The organism is Ruegeria sp. HKCCD7221 (assembly GCF_013031225.1).
Classification (GTDB): Bacteria; Pseudomonadota; Alphaproteobacteria; order Rhodobacterales; family Rhodobacteraceae; genus Ruegeria.
The window spans coordinates 90183-105953 of record NZ_WPZE01000008.1; the positions used below are offsets into that span (position 1 = coordinate 90183).

Sequence of the window (15771 nt, forward strand, 5' to 3'; positions counted from 1 at the left end):
CTGCACACCTCAGGACGTGCGCTGGATGAAATCGCAGGTTAGCTTTACCAGTTCAGGGCCTACGTCCTCTTGCAGAAAATGACCCGCATTGGGCAAGATCACATGAGGTTGCCCGGCCGCGCCGGGGCAAAGACGCTGAAACACCGCATCAATCCCAGCCATTACGTTGTCATCCGCACCAAAAGCCGTCAGGACGGGCGTTTGCAGGCCGCGCAGCACACCCCACGCCCGCCGGTTCGCATCCGACTCGGGATCATCGGGCGAAGCCGGCACCAGCATCGGGAATTGCCGCGCCCCCGCCTTGTAACTTTCGTCGGGATATGGCGCGTCATAAGCCGCAATGGCCGCGTCTGATAACGGTTTCGCTGTTCCACCCTTCAAAATTCCACCGGCTGGAAAAACAGGCACTTCCTGACTGAATTTGCGCCAACTATCAAAAGCCTCTCCCATCGGCTGATCGCCGGTCGGCAGCGCGGTATTGGCGACGACAACACGCGCAAACCTGTCGGGCATTTCAGCCCAAAGCCTCAAGCCAATCAACCCGCCCCAGTCCTGGCAGAACAGCGTGATATTGCGTAGGTCCACCTGACGCAGCCAGGCCCCCATCCAGGCGACGTGGCGCGCGTAGGTATAATCGCTACGTTCCGTCGGCTTGTCCGATCGGCCAAACCCAATCAAATCCGGCGCAACAGCGCGATACCCCTGCTGCACAAACCCCGCAATCATATGGCGATACAAATACGACCAGCTCGGCTCTCCGTGCATCATCAACACCGGATCGGCATCAGTAGGCCCCTCATCCACATGATGGATTCGTAATTCTCTCCCCTCGGTATCGTCGACCAAAGTGTAGTTCGGCTGAAAGTCATAATCAGCCAGACCTTCAAATCGAGAGTCCGGCGTGCGTAGAAATTTCATGTGTCACCTATGATTGGGTATCCGGGATCTTGCCAATGTTGGTCCCTTTGCGAAGTTGAGCGTAACACTCAAATGCCCGTAGGCCATATGAAATTAACGGCATTTTCCTATGTGGGCGTATCAAGAAAGTGTTTTTAGGCCCTCCGCAGACCCACTGCATGCCAATCGGCACAGTGCCAAAGAAAGACCCCGAGAAAAGCCACCTCTGAGCACCAACCTTGGGGTCAAAAGTTTTTTCCAGACCTTCCTCATTTTTTTGCGGGAAAGGTCTTGAACCCTCCAAACAACAATCGTAGATAGCGCCTCACCGTTGGGGTGTAGCCAAGTGGTAAGGCAGCGGTTTTTGGTACCGTGTATCGTAGGTTCGAATCCTACCACCCCAGCCAGTTCATCAGAACATTGCGAATTAACCATAAGCGTGCAAATTGCACTCGGTTCGTGCAAATCGATGTCAATAAGTTTGTCTACTCACACTGTGTCGAAGATTTACCACCATCTGTGCATTTCTATTGAAAGCGCAGAACACTAGTTTTCCTCAGAAAATTGCTGCTGACTTTTTGTATCGAGCCTCGGGTGGTTGATGCAAAGGCCGCTTCTAGGGTTCGCTCCAGATTTGTTGGTTCCGTTCCCAGATCTTCTCGCCAATCAGACAGTCATAGTCTGAGGGTGCGATGTATTGCGCCTTCATAGCCTCTCCTATTGCTGGCGCTGACCCAATTTCCAGAACCAATTTTCGCCGTACGGCCTCCGCAAAGCCTTGCCAGTCAAGCACCGGGATTACGAATGAACCAGGTCCGCCCGTCACACAGTTCTGGTAGTAGACATCAAGATCGTCGAGGTGCCACTGACTCCCCATACCTTCACGGGTCATCAGCGGTAACCCATTTATGGTGATCGACTTCGACAATACCGCCTCACGGGCTTGCAAAACCGGGCGACCCTGATTGTTAGGCCCGTCGCCAGATACGTCGATAACTTTACGCAGACCTTCGAATTCGTTCCATTCGATCATCCTTGCCCCGAAGATCAGGGCCTCAGAGATTGAAGTGCGGCGCAAGGCGGGATCGAAGCGCGTGGTCAGAACACCCGCAAACTCATTCAGATCAGCGCGCGTTTCTAACAGCATCCAGTCGACAATAACGTCTTGTGTTCCCGCCCACTCGACGTATGTCAAAGCCATCCGTTGCAAAGGGCCCGACTGAACAGCGGCGAAAACTTCATCCGACATCAAAGCTGCGGCGTAACCCTGCCGCTGAATCTCGAGTTCTCGCTCAGTCATCGACCTTGAAACATCGACAAGAAGGGCCAGTTCCAGATCGACTTCAATTTTCTCAGACGCGACAGGAGTTGCCGAGAGAGAGGCAATTGCGACAATTGTCAGGAGCAAGTTACGTAGCATCAGTAATCGGATGGCGCGATGCGCTGTTAAGTCAAGCTCCAAGTGGTTGATCAAGTTTTTGTGGACAAATAACTCTACAACACGACGGCTTGGTTCAATCGTTGAGGATACGAATGTCACTTAAGCGGAGTTACTAGTATCAGCCCAAAGCGGACACAGATTTTGTGGGCGGTTTAAGTGGCTTATCCAGCAGAGTGGGTGGAAAGTGCCTATTGGCAGCGACGACGCACGGCCTGGAACCCAACATGTAAGACAGGCATTCGAGCCTGTCAGCTTGTTAACAAGACCTAAGAGTAATCGATGCCTTTTATCGAAAGGTGTAGTTCCGGGTGTTGCGACATCAATTCATTAGCCTGTGTTTGAAGATGAATGACAACTTCTTCTAGTCCCCACATCGGTCCACCTTCAGGGTTTCGCCACTGCTTTTGGACTCGCTGGCAAATAAGGAGGCATCCTACTTTGCATCTTTCGTGTTGAAGGTATTGTCCGACAAGTTGATCGTGAAGGGCGGTTTCAAACTCAGAAATACTCCAAGTCTCGCGCTTTAGCTCCACCGTTGCATATTCATTCAGGGATTTTGGATGAAGCCTTAAGTCCGTACGATTTTCATCCGCGACCACTGCCTCTTGCGTAAAGTCAAACACGCCCCGGTCTCGCCCTCGAAGCCAATTTGAAATGAACGAGCGCAAATCTGTTTCTCGGTCCAACAAGCGTAGCGCTTCAATCGGACGATCCTCCGCATGCAGGATGTCGTGTTCAAATGCATCGAGCCGCCCCATCATTGCTGCAAACAATGACCTGTTGTCGTAGGGAATAAATGCGTTCTCACGGTCTAGTGCTTGAAACGCAGGCAGCGGATAAGGTTTGTCATCGCTGATTTGTGCGGCGATCTCATAGGACATTTGGCGAAGACGATCAGGCATATGGGAGAATTCTGGCCTGACGGCGAGTTCATGAAGTACCGATAGGACAGCTGGGTTTCTTACTTCGAGCAAGGTATCAAACAAGAAGGATCGCGCATCTTGGGCGTTATCGCGTATCCCAGGCGAAAAGACACCATCGTGGCTAACGTCCTCGTCGCGGCGAACGGCTTGGTATGCGCGCAATATGAGATCACGAAGCAACGGCACCCGGCGTTCGGCGGAAACAGAGTTCAGATTTGGTATTTTCCGGTCATGCCTGTCGCCAAACACGGATGCAAAAATTGCTACAGCTTCGGAACGCTGAGAGCTGTCCTCCAGATCGCGTGTTTCATCCAAAATTGCCTGACACCCAATTTCAGGATCCAAGGTTGCAAGTAGGGAAATCTTGAAGCCACTTGGCCAGTCTTCTTCACTGGCCAATTCGGACTGCAACGCATTCGTTACAACCTGCCTTTCTGCGTCCGAGCCATGCGTAGAAACAATACGGACAGAGTGGTCTAAGGCGTCGCGTACGCCCGGAATGTCATCCAGCGGTGTAGTGTTCAGCTGCGGAGCAACATGAGCTGCAAAGGCAGATTTCATGTTGTCCGTTCCGTGATAGAAAATGTCATGAAACAAGCTCGCGCGACCCGTTTCATTCAACTGGCTCAGTTGCGCCAGACACTCTTGGACGATGACTTGTGCCATCGCATCCGGATGTGTTCTGTCGAGTTCGACATAGTAGCTGCCAAATCCGTTGAGTTCCAAACAAGCGATGCGCGAAGCTTGGATAGCCTCCTCGTGTGTAAGCCGAGATACCCAACCCGAAAGTTCTGCCTCTGCCTTTACACCTGCCAAGGCTAATAGGTATTTATTATAGATGGTACTGCGCTCGCTGGCATCGCGTTCACTTGGCAACAAAACTTCGGTTTCGCGCCAGAACTTAGACAATTCCGCCCGGTATCGTTCGAGGAACTGTTCGCTAAAGGTGTCGGCAACTAATTGGCCATCCCAGAGACCCCAGTGCCCGTCACGCTCGACACCCTGTCTGATCACCTTATGGGCATCATATAGAACGCCAAGCCGCCGGTCTCCCCCCATCAGGAAGTCAGGATCAGCAAGGACTTCGTTCCTCCAAGCTACCCAATCATCTATACGCTTTGCTTCCTGCTTCTTGCGTTCGTCAGCTCGAGCTTGCCACTTAAGGTCGTATTCATCTGGCTCGCGCGGCTGTGGGTTCAAAATATGATGCAAGGATGCACACCATTCCGGCTTATCTTGAATTTTCTGCGAAACCGATTGCGCTAAATCCGCATTATTTCTCAGATCAAAGAAATACTTAACTGCCTCAAACGCAACGCCTCGCTGGTTTTCGGGTGCAGTGTTTTCGATAGCTGGAAGAAGCCATTCTAAGTCGCTGGCGCCCAATCGAATTGATCTTCTGCTTTCTGAGACTGATCGAATGAATCTCGGCCAGTCATCCTCGTGCCCTTCAAGTTCGTCCGACATTTCGAGGCATGCCCAAAATAAGCTCGCGCGAAGGCCGGGGTTCTCACCCAGAGCATCCCAGACTGCCTCTGTCTCCTCTTTTGCGATGATGCTCTCATGTCGTTCACCGAAGTGCATCGCTATTGCAACCGCACGCGCCCAGATTTGGGAATTCTCGCCTGTAGTAGGTATTGATGCAGCGCACGCAGCAATGAGACCATCGTGATAGTGATCTTTTTCTGAATGGGCCTGATACATTCTGCAATCGGCGCGGCGTGTTTGCCAAATGGCATCGGCTAGGTGACTACGCAATGATATCTGATCCGAACGTGAAACCTCTGCGTTCTTTGAAATCTGATAGATCGTATAATTCAATCCATGAACTGAATTTGGAATCTCCACCATGCCCTCAATACGAGCAATTGCTTCATATATACTGATATGCTGCGGGACCAATCGCGGCAGTATGTTCCTTGTAACCCGCTCTGACAAATGACCTTGCAGCAACGCGTTAGCTAGCACCTGCTTTTGTTCGTCCGTACCGCCATCCAGAACGCCCCAAGCTCCGTAGGTTTGGTGAACGGGCCCGATTTCTGAATCCAAAGCGGCGTCAAGTGCGAGATCAGCACACTCCGAAATTGGAGCCGCATAAATGAAATCCAACAAAATCTCTCTGCTGTCGTGCCCGGTGTAGCCCTCCACCCAAAGCTCCCGCACCACCGGAGCTAGATTGCTATCTGCAATTCGCCGCAGGTTTTCTGCATCAACTCCTGTGCGGCACCAGTCCTTATTCGAATACTGTTTGACGTATGCTCTTAAAATCTCAGCCTTCAAATCGAGTGGCAAAACACTGGGTAAACCTTGTCGAAAGAGAAGAGTTGGCTCTAGATCCAACACCTGCTGACGAACATCTGAAAGCCACAACGATAGCCAAGCCGTAATCGGCGCCATACTAGGCTTAACAACCTGCTCCCCGCCGATGTTGCTGAATAGTAGCTCGAAAAACTCACGGATTGGCATGCCTTGCTCACGTAGATGGAGCAACCTTCTGGCGGCTAAGTACTCTTGAGACGACCTATGGTGAAAGCGAACTGCCCCAACGCCGCTTGGGTCAAACAGCGCCTTCCCAATCAGTTCCTCCTGCTCTTGGGGTTGCCAATCAGTGAGAACGTCGTTTACGTCCAAGGTCTCAGGATCATTGTTTTTTTCAGTCTTAAGGCTGCGACGTTTGAGAAGGAACAATGCAAGTGCGATCCGCTCGGCCCCATTTACGGCTTTGTCTAAGCTTAAGGACCGACGCTTATTTTCTTCGGTCTCCCCAAGCTTTTCTTGAATGCCGAATCGAACTTGCTCTTCTAGCTGTCCCAGCGGCCGGCCCGCCTGTAACTGATCTAGAGTGTCCATAATCTCTGCGGGCAGACGGTGAAGATGCCAAAGGTCATTGGTTTCAAGGTGATTGCAAAGCTTCTCCGCGCATTCGGGGGAGTAGAGCTTTGCAAAATCTCGTACTTCGTTCTTGCTCAGCGGTAATATGGACACGATGTTGACTTGACTTCGATCCACGCCAACGAATTCCGTTTCCGCCGGGTCTTTCTCTTCAGCATCTGCTTCCTCTCTTGAAACAACAGCAAGAAAAGCTGCTTCTGGATCTGCAATGACTTCTGGGCGGCTTTCATTCCTTGAAACGCAGAAGGCTTTTAAGAAATGTTGATCTACTGTGGTTTTCCAATCGGCGGGGCGACAAGATAAGATAACATTGACACGCCCAAAATGAGGTTCAACAGCATCCTGTAGCTTCCTGAGGGCTTTGCGTAGAGTGCCTTCACGAAGCTTCAACTCATCCAGAGCGTCCAGAAAAAAATATCCTATGGAACTTGCCGAGCTTTTCCATGCATTGAAAAGTTCAACATCCTCCGGCTCTAGTGCTTCATCCAAGTTCTCATCATGTAAGCGCTCTAACGGCACAAAAAACGCGAACTGATCCTGCGATCTCAGTTGCTCAACTTGCGACACGAACTCGAAGGTCTTCCCTATACGTCCTTCGCCCAGCACAACGACGGGGCTTGTCATTAACAAGTCTGACCATTTTTTGACACCGTGAGGCAGATCTCCGAAATACGAAACGTACTCTGGGTCAGTGAGCTGCTTTTCTTCTGTCGGGGCAAATCGACGTTCAATATCAGTTTTGTTGGTCATTACGGCTGCTCATACTCAGAAGAATGCCTCTCAAAAATCCGCAATACTATATGCGGCAACTTTTTTCGCGACACTAAGAGAGGTCTTTGCAAGAGTAAATCTTTGGTGCACAGCACAAAACAATTGTCTGCTCAACTGAAATTGCGCTTCAGCTCGAAGCGCGATGATAAAGGCCGGGTCTGGGTCACGCTCGCTGTGGACTACAGGTAGACCTTGCAGATTTGCAGTGTCTGCTTGCTGCGCACTAAGCTCTAACAAGTAAACTCACTGAACGCCGGATTTTTACTCATTTCGTCGACGATTTGGCTCCAGCCAACCATCTTGATGCAGTAAAGCTTCGACATCCTCGCGCAGAAAGAGCGGTCCATAGTCCTCGCCGTTTGGCGCAAACCTATTCAGTTTCTTTAGCAAAAACCTTCTATAGTGAACAAAGTCGTCTCTAATTGTCTTGGAAGTCACGAAGCGTTTGTGAAACTCCTCAATGTCTCCGATTGAGGCATAGATCCAGTCGCCACCGTATTTTGGATGCGGCCTATGAGTTGCGGGTGTATGGCCGGCAGAAGATAGCCTTTCAAACCATCCCTGAGTACGTATTCCAACCGAACGACCAAACGCAGCCGCAGTCATCATTGGACCACCTGTGGACTCTACCTCTTCGGTCTTCATCGCGTCGATTTCTTCTTTCAGAACGCAAAAAGCGGTGTAGCCTTCAAGATCCACCCGCCGTCCTAGTTGGAGTTTCTGCACTCGCACCTGCTTGATGATAGCGGCTAAACTCAGATTAGTACGGTTTTTAGCGTCTTGAATCCGCTCCCAGCTCTCGTCAATTGCTTCGAGTGATATCGCGAGCTCGTGGAGTTCATCAACCAGTGCGACACCATCTGAAATGCGCCAAGGTGACTTTACTTTTGCGTTGGGAATCCGTCGTACTAGGATTTCACTTTGAGCCAGCGATGCAAACTCTCCTTTTGTTGCACCCATTGCTTGTTGGATGGCGATTGGGCCGACCAGCTTCGGTATTTCAGCCAACAATTCAGAATATTTTGCGGCTTCAAAAGTCTTGCGGGCCGCAGGCCTGTCGTCGTCAGAACCAATTGCGCCAGCGTGAACCAGAAATTGTTCAATTAGCGATTGCCCGATGCCTGTTTCTTGAGAAGCCGTAATGATTGAATGTAGTTTCCGTTCCGGTTGCACTATCCCCAATACGGTTTCTCCGGCAGCAACTGGCCAGTGGCGGATGATGCAGTCCCGCAATAATTTTCGGAATGGGGCGAAGTCAACTTTTTCCAAGTGCGCTTGACCAAAATCAACAAACATACGGCCAAAGGCCTTCTGTGGCCCGGCTTTGGCAGCCTCTGCAAGCTTGGCAAGCTGATCTAAAGCGCCATTGATCTTGGCCTCTCCTTGGCTTGCTGCCTGAAACCCAAGAGCGCGGGCCCTCCGCAGCTGCGCAAACTGGTCCAAGTCAGATGAGGCTTCCAACCGTAAGAGCTCTGTCCCAAGAAGCGTGCAGAATGTTGTTGCGGCATAAAGAGTATGGCCGGACAGCCACGTGTCGTCAGCTCCGGTTCGCAGCCGGATATCGAGCCAATGATCGTAGGGCGATATCTCGACTTGAGGCAGCTCCAACCGGCGTTCTTGGATATCATCCAAAATCGCCGATAAACGAGACGAAAAGTCATATCTTTCTGTTAGGGAATTCCGTTCCCAAAGCTCTACCAACGGGTGTGAGTGCTTAATGCAAAGATCAACTTTCCGAAACTGCCAATCCCCACGCATCGTCATATGAGCAAGAGGTCTAATTTGTTCAATCTCAGCGTCTTCACGCAAACAATGCGGGCAGCCTCGGATTACCGGATTTCTAAGTGAACGAGACCCGAGGACTTCATCCCGAAAAACCATCCTAACGTCCCCGGCGACTTTTCCAGTCCATGAAACGAGTTCTTCGACCTCAGTTCCCGTCAACCCGCTGCAAGTGGTCAAGTAGTCCAAAGCAACTTCATCCAGTTGAACTATCTTCTTGAGTGAAAAACCCATGTCCAACGCGAAGTTAGATGCGCTCACACCATTTACTGCTGCCATACGTGACAGAAACGATGGGATCGTTTCTCTGAATTTTGGTTCGACGCGAAGGGGAAGAGGCTTGGACACAATGTGCAATCGTTTGCTGCGGCTTGGATCAGTATCGCCTGTATGATCAAGCTCTTCTACTAAGTCCACCGCTGTTCTGATATTCGCGAAGGAGATCCTTTCGTGTTTTTTTTGCCAATCCTTTGGCCACTTGTTCTCTGTAATCCATTCATCCGTCCACTCTGCCACTTCGTTGGGCCTTGGAACGACCTTCACTAAGTGCGCTTGAACAACAGCTAACAATGCCGGTCAGAACTCTTCCTGCGTTTTCAAACGTGCTCGAATCTCGGCAAACAAGTCATCTGTGGAAACGGATTCCAACGGACGACGGAGCACCTCTTCTTCAGAAAGCTCATCGCTCATCTCCTTCGCTGCTTGGTAGCAATTCCACAACCGCTCTACCTCATCACTTGGATCATCTGAGACCCGCTCGTTCGCTTCCAGCTGATCACGCATCTCATCAGACAGCTGATTGGCGGGGAGAATGTCCACTTTTTGCAGATAGCCGGCGTCTGCCTCCGCAAGTAGGCGTTCGATTAAGGCTCCTGTTGCCGAAGAATCCGAGTAGATCCAACCAGATGCACAGCTCTCAATAAGATCCAGTGTTTGATTGGCTACGTCTACGGCGGATGGAGCCGTCGACAGGTTAATAGGAGCTGCGTCCAAGACCTGCGTGGACCACGACAGTGCAGGGTAGATGCGAGACGACCAAATTCGGGCTTCGTCATCCACCACCCTCAAAACAGCGATCTCAACTGGGTAGAATTGTCCTCTGAGGGCTACGATCCTCAGATCGCAGAACACCATGCTGACAATGGGTTCTGGCAGGCCAAGATCCTTGTTGACGCTGCCAGAGCCATTGGTGATCTCCACTTCGTTCTCTTCATCACTCATCGAAGGGGTTCCAATCGCCTTGCTCCTGACAGTGTGCACACAGGGCGGTTGCCCTGTGCTTCTTCCGAACGATATCACCCACGTGGCCGCATCTTGCGCATGTACGCTTGCTATCCAGCTGGACACGTTTGAGCAGAAGATCCAAGCATTGATCGTACCGACTGAAGCTGACCTGGATTGAACCGTCTGGGCCCGTCTTCACATCCGAGATCTGCACTTGAATCGGTGTCTCACTGTTCTCTCGAACCAGATGCTCCGCCTCTGCGAGAAACCTTCCCAGCAGGACGAGCCGACCCGGCCCAACGCTTGGCCAAAGTGAGGCAGTATCAGCACTCACCAAGTCTGGAAAGCGATCTGCTACATTGAGCTCAAGATCCGTTGGCCACCTCGCCTCAGCATCTTCAAATCGATCTTCAAGGTAGCTGTTGTAGCACCAGCAACATAGGGTGACTAAATATCCCCTGACGTTTTGGATTTCGGCAGAATTTCCGCATCTCTCACACGTCTTCTCGATCTCTTCGACACGCGTCTCCAGCTCGCCGAAGATGTTTCGATTGCATTCTCGTGTGTAGACACGAAGGCCTCCCAGTTTTTGCTTGATCTGTACGATCACCGGCAACTCATCCCCAAAGACATCGGGGTGTTGCGCAACACTGCGCTTCACATCTTCCAACACCAGTGCGAGCTGATCAGCCCAACCCACACGATGTTCTCCAAGCGCGTTCATAACGCTTGTATGAATGTCATTCCAGTCGACAACCGGTTTCACACTACTCATCCTTCAGCTGCGCCAGCGCGTCAGCTTTCTCATGAACAACACGCCTGATTTCTTCGTCCGTCAGATCTTCGATACCTTCGAAATCGGCAGGCGAGATTGGGACCACAACACTGCTTTCACTGTCGTGAACCGCAAACGTCACTTTAAGGAGCCTCGGATCTTCAGTTTTCGCGAAAATTGGTTCAATCGTCCTGGCCATCATCGTCACCCAATCGACGTTTTTGCGCTGCAATTTGCTCGGCTAGGTCTCCAGCAAGATTGCCTGCTGCGATGTCCTTTTCCAAAAGCTCAAGGAAAGCTTCTATGGCTGGATCTGTATGCTCGTCCTCGCCCTGGTCCTCACCATTCACTTCACTAGCGATGCGCTCATCCAATTCGCGAATGCTCGTCCGAATCTGCGATAGCAATTCGTTGTCACTACCTTCATGTACCTTGCGCGCTCTGATCTCATCTGCGGAAATCGGATCAGATAGTTTTGCCCGGCCAAGTGCGATCCTTGCCTCTTGCAATGCCAAAAGCGCCCTGGTCAGTGGATCAATCTCGACGTCAGCAGCGAGCGCGTCGAACTCCTCTGCGCCAACCGGATCTGACAGCGATGCTTGTCCGGCGAGAAATTTGGCCTTCTTCAGCTTCAGGAATGCGCGCGTCACGTCGTCAGCCTTAGCGCGGGGCTCTCGCGCACCGGTTTTCTCCAGCCACGTGGCGGCGATCTTCTCAATGAGTGCCCACACCGTCTGCCTGCGATTATGCTGCGAGATATCGAAGCGTACTGCTTTCTCTTCGATACTGAGCTGCTCGGACTCTCGTTCGTTCACGCGCACTTCGTAGTCGCAGAGACCATCGGTGTCATCGCTGACGTTTCCAGCATGTGCCCGGGCGATCTCTCTTTCGTTTGCGTAGACAACGATTTTGAGCATCACTCACCACCCTTTCGTCACACATGCAGGACAGCGTCCGCGGTCATCAGATCGGTCGATCTGACCGAAATATCCACAAACTGAGCAGGTCATTCGATCTCGAACAGACTTTTTCGGAACACCAAAAAGCCTCTTCCTTTCGGGGTGGCGCTTGCTCGCGACGTCATGCGCGCACCAGCAGCACAGGGTCGTGTACCAACCGTCGAGAAGTTGGGTCTCAGCAGCGTTTGAGCATCGCTCACAGGTACGGTTTGCTCGTGCAATTGTGGCGGTGATCATCGACTGGATGTGTCGATCATCACACCTGTGGTAGATGCAGAGCTCGCCGAGTTTCTCTTTGATCTGGAGGATGAAGGGGTAGGTGGCATCCTTCAGATCGCAATATTCCTTGACCTCTGTGAAGAGCGTCGTGACCAAGCCAGACCAGCCTTCGGGTGTGCGGCCGAGGTTCTCCTCGACCGATTTCTTGATATCGTTGAAATCAATTGCGTTCGCAACGTCGTCCGCCATGTCGGACTCCTCCTGAGGATGGTAGGAGGCGTCGGAATCGAACCGACTCGTGCACTCTAATCTGGAGCAATTACAAGGATATAAGCCTCGCCCGCATACCAATGCTGCCTCCCGCGGATTTCGCGTGGGTTATCGACCTCAGGCCGATATTCGATGGCAGTGGATGCGTGAGTACGTCATGACCTGAAGCTGAACCAGTTCGTGTCACGATGTCAAGACGGAGTGTGCGGCACTTCGAAATTCACCGCGTAGTTCCTGGAACCTTCCTGCCTAGGTTGTGGGGTTCAATTCGGCTTCTCGCAATTGGGAAACCGTGACGGCGCTTGTGCTGAAGTTGTTGGGGCTGTTTTCTTTCGCAAACTGCCCTTAGGACCGAAGCACTTTTGACTTCGCTTTTCCTTTGCAACGGGGAAAGCTAACGCACCCCAAGAAACTGCCATACCTGCCTTTTCGTTCAACCAACCATCCGTTTTCGCAGGCCGGACAACTTGGGTACTCCGCACCGCAGGTACATTTCATTAGTTTGGAACCTTCGACTCTAGTCGGAAGCCCGGTGCCGCAACATGAGCAAGCAGAGATCGTAAAGCCGCACAGCTCAGCGTGTTCGCACCTGTACCAGAAACGACCGTCTTTGGTTGGGAACGCCAGAAGATGTCCACCGCATTCGCCGCAAATGTGGTTTTCCTGCTGAAACTCGCGCTCACCAAATATGCCGTACTCAGGATCTTCAAGCAGCTCGGTAACAAAAGCGGATTGCATCGATGCGGAGCTCATCAATGTCACGGTTTGTCTTGCTCTGGTCAAGGCGACATACATGACGCGTCGCTCTTCCGCGTTTTCGAATGGCTCGGCATCAGGTGAGACCATGTTTAAAAGTGGGTCATCAACAATCTCAGAGGGAAACCCAGTACGCCCTCTGAACAGATTGAGGACAATGACATGGTCAGCCTCCAGTCCCTTCGATGAGTGAATTGTTTTGAACGTGATATCCAGCCGGGGAAAATCGCGTCGCAAGCCGGCTAATCCTGTCGGAGCAAGGTGTCTATAACGGCCCAACAGCAGTACCGTTGTCTTTTTCTCGCTGTCTAAGTTTTGCGGTATTGAGCCTAAGACTTGGGTCAGCTTGAGATCCGCATTATGGCGGAAAGTCGATACGACCCTAAGGGCCGGTGCATCAGCAACTCCAGCCGGGATTACGGTTTTTGTTAACTGAGCTGGGTTTTTCAGGACAAACCTTTTTGCAGCGTGCGCAATTTGATCGACAGACCTGAATGTCCTCCCGAGGTCAACTGTCCGGTGCACACCTGTTTCTCCATCAAAGACACCACCAAACTCTTCCCCGAAGTGCCGCATGAGATTGATGTCAGATCCTGCAAATCTGTAGATAGACTGCCAATCGTCACCAACTGCGAAAATCCGTGCGTCTGCATGCTGAGCCTTGAGAGCTTTGACCAATCTTCCTCTGCTGCGTGAGATATCCTGAAACTCGTCTACGAGAATATGTCTGAATGGGCTCACATATTTTCCGCTCTCCGCGTATTCGGAAGCACGCAGTATCATGTCTTCGAAGTCGATCCGCCCATCTAGTCGTCTTTGGTACTCCTGATAAACCGGTTCAAAGATCGTTAGAAATGCCTTCGAGCGTCTTCCGAGTTTCAGCCTTTCAGCTTTTTCAGAGCACTCGTGAACATGGTATCCACCACCCTTGTAGTGGCGCAGAAAGGTCCCAACCAACTGAACGAAACTGTCGGCCTGCTTTAGCTCCACAACCCTGTCAAAAAGTGTTTCGGGCGACCTCGGCGCCAGCTCTTCATATTCGGCGACTTTCTCAGCCAAAGCTTCTAGCAGGCGACCCTCTTGGCGCTCATAAGAGTATGTTTCGATTAGCGTGGTTTCGTGCTCTTCGTGGACACCCCGTTTCCACTCCATACTTTCCAGGTATTCTTCTTGGTCGACAAATGGAGCAGTTGTGAACTGATAAGTGCCATCAGCAGCCTGCTTTCGGCGGACACCAAAGTGTTCGATGTATACTCCACTCTTGGTGAGCTTGAAGTCAGGGCAATAATCCCGAAACCCGCCTTCGGACACCTTGTGCTCGTAGTTGGGCTCATATTCGTACTCGATACCATTCTCAAAGAGCCAATTGGCGATCATCAACTCTTCAAAGCTCTTAACCTGTTCGCCTTGTAGAGTTCGAAGATCAGCTTTCTCGATATACGTGTAATAATCGTGCTTCTTCTTAAAGTCCCATTCACTCTTATCTTCGAGACGGGTGTAAGAAAACCAGCCTACAATGGCCTTAGAGACCTCCGTCGCCGTTTGAACAAGCGCGCGCAGGATGTCTCTGATTAGAGCCAGGTACGCTTTGTCGTCAGTCGCGTGGGCCGCAAGAGCCGGCTTGCTGCCTTCCACAGCGCCGATGATGTCGTAGGCCAAGGAGTGAAAAGTCCTGGCCTCCAATTGCTCTCCGCATTTTTCTTCGATGCGTTCCGACATTTCTTTCGCCGCGTCTCTCGCGAAGGCGAGCAAAAGGACTTCTTCAGGTTTTCGAGTTCCAGATTTCAGCAAGTAACCAGCCTTGGCCGTGATGACACTCGTCTTTCCCGACCCTGCCCCCGCAAGCACCAGCGTAGCATCCTCATCAGCGATTATAGATTTACGTTGTTCTGGTGTCAGAGGGTTGCTCTCGAAGGTATCAAAGAACTCTGACCACTCAACAAGTTGCTTTTCCTCAAAATTAGAAATAGCCGCAACTCTTCTCTGTCTGGCGTCACGGATGAAGGCCTGAATGGTCTCAACTTCTGTCCTTGAGCTCTCATCGATTGAGCCGTCAGGCAATCTCGACAACAACCTTTGATCAAGGTTTTTCGCTAATTGGAGCTTTGGTGACAAAATGCACGCAGATGGATAAAATGTGGGTTCCGAGAGTTTAGCAATAGTTTGCAACAAATCAGAAATAGTCTGCGCCTCGGCTTCGAAACGCTCCATGTTGTAATTCAACCATTTTGCCCGTACGGCATCGGCAAATGCCACGGCGTCGTGGTGCTTGGCCCCTTTGAGAAAATACTCGCTGCCATCACAGGCTCGAACTGAAAGCTGACATCCCAGCAGCCCCTTCTCAACGGAAGGAGCGTCAGCGAGATCTGAGAGATGGAGTTGTCGAAGGCGCTTCGCACCAACTGTCAATTCTTGATCGTGGAATGACAGTTGACTTGCATGTGTCCCAAGTGGGTTCAGAATTAAGCCAACCAATGGCTTGGATTTAACGCGGTCCAAAATATCTGTTTTTCTTCAACTAACGCTTAGCAACACGCTAGCCATAAAATGTGGAATTGTTCAGCCAAATATTGGCAGATACGAAGACGGATTTACAGTGAAGATGGATTTAGTTCTAAACCTGAGCCAAGGTGAACTAGAGAACCTTCACCCAAGGCGATCAAGCAGGGCAAATTCTTGACAACTTTAACGTGTGTCGTTTCCTCGCCCTAGAAAGGCAATTTGCCAGGTCGATCTAGGCCAAGGTTCATTATTAGATTTCATTTTATCAAATATATATTGAAGTGTCTTCCTCATGAAAACGTACTGAATAGTCCAGTTCTCGCACGGAAGATCATCACGGCTTTTTGCAACAAACTGAAC

Annotated in this window: 10 protein-coding genes and 2 tRNA genes; 1 reads left to right on the plus strand and 11 read right to left on the minus strand. The window is 51.2% G+C overall.

Translation table 11 applies throughout. The features are described from left to right. Positions 1-9 precede the first annotated feature (9 nt). Complete coding sequence (locus tag GOX73_RS17175; RefSeq protein ID WP_171126991.1) at positions 10-918, minus strand: haloalkane dehalogenase; 909 nt, start codon at positions 916-918, stop codon at positions 10-12. A gap of 311 nt (positions 919-1229) precedes the next feature. Between GOX73_RS17175 and GOX73_RS17180 the strand changes: the two genes are divergently transcribed. Further along, positions 1230-1304 (plus strand) — tRNA-Gln (locus GOX73_RS17180). A 209-nt stretch (positions 1305-1513) separates the two neighbouring features. Here GOX73_RS17180 and GOX73_RS17185 read toward each other — a convergent pair. The 10 genes from GOX73_RS17185 to GOX73_RS17230 form a co-directional block, all read right to left on the minus strand. Then, positions 1514-2305, minus strand: a complete 792-nt coding sequence (locus GOX73_RS17185) for a DUF1194 domain-containing protein (protein ID WP_254429230.1) — start codon at positions 2303-2305, stop codon at positions 1514-1516. A gap of 299 nt (positions 2306-2604) precedes the next feature. Next, entirely contained in the window at positions 2605-6903 is a 4299-nt protein-coding gene (locus GOX73_RS17190; RefSeq protein ID WP_171135018.1) for a hypothetical protein, read from the minus strand. A 282-nt stretch (positions 6904-7185) separates the two neighbouring features. Then, positions 7186-9249 (minus strand): TniQ family protein, encoded by a 2064-nt coding sequence (locus GOX73_RS17195; protein WP_171135019.1) that lies wholly within the window; start codon positions 9247-9249, stop codon positions 7186-7188. A gap of 33 nt (positions 9250-9282) precedes the next feature. After that, positions 9283-9927, minus strand: coding sequence for a hypothetical protein (locus GOX73_RS17200; RefSeq protein ID WP_171135020.1), 645 nt, complete (start codon positions 9925-9927; stop codon positions 9283-9285). Then, a complete protein-coding gene (locus GOX73_RS17205; RefSeq protein ID WP_171135021.1) occupies positions 9920-10696 on the minus strand; it encodes a hypothetical protein in 777 nt (258 codons plus the stop codon). The genes GOX73_RS17200 and GOX73_RS17205 overlap by 8 nt, the downstream gene beginning before the upstream one ends. Position 10697: 1 nt before the next feature. Continuing rightward, on the minus strand, positions 10698-10847 hold the full coding sequence (locus GOX73_RS17210; protein ID WP_171135022.1) for a hypothetical protein: 150 nt from the start codon (positions 10845-10847) through the stop codon (positions 10698-10700). A gap of 40 nt (positions 10848-10887) precedes the next feature. Beyond that, on the minus strand, positions 10888-11622 hold the full coding sequence (locus GOX73_RS17215) for a hypothetical protein (RefSeq protein ID WP_171135023.1): 735 nt from the start codon (positions 11620-11622) through the stop codon (positions 10888-10890). A gap of 3 nt (positions 11623-11625) precedes the next feature. Continuing rightward, complete coding sequence (locus GOX73_RS17220; RefSeq protein ID WP_171135024.1) at positions 11626-12132, minus strand: hypothetical protein; 507 nt, start codon at positions 12130-12132, stop codon at positions 11626-11628. Between the two features lie 19 nt (positions 12133-12151). After that, a tRNA-OTHER gene (locus tag GOX73_RS17225) sits at positions 12152-12245 on the minus strand. 253 nt (positions 12246-12498) lie between these two features. Further along, the gene (locus GOX73_RS17230; RefSeq protein ID WP_254429231.1) at positions 12499-15408 is read right to left on the minus strand and encodes a UvrD-helicase domain-containing protein; all 2910 of its coding nucleotides are present in this window, start codon (positions 15406-15408) and stop codon (positions 12499-12501) included. Positions 15409-15771: the final 363 nt, after the last annotated feature.

Coding starts and splice junctions, on each gene's coding strand:
- GOX73_RS17175 (WP_171126991.1), bottom strand. CDS start 918: ATGAAATTTCTACGCACGCCGGACTCTCGATTTGAAGGTCTGGCTGAT.
- GOX73_RS17190 (WP_171135018.1), bottom strand. CDS start 6,903: ATGACCAACAAAACTGATATTGAACGTCGATTTGCCCCGACAGAAGAA.
- GOX73_RS17200 (WP_171135020.1), bottom strand. CDS start 9,927: ATGAGTGATGAAGAGAACGAAGTGGAGATCACCAATGGCTCTGGCAGC.
- GOX73_RS17215 (WP_171135023.1), bottom strand. CDS start 11,622: ATGCTCAAAATCGTTGTCTACGCAAACGAAAGAGAGATCGCCCGGGCA.
- GOX73_RS17220 (WP_171135024.1), bottom strand. CDS start 12,132: ATGGCGGACGACGTTGCGAACGCAATTGATTTCAACGATATCAAGAAA.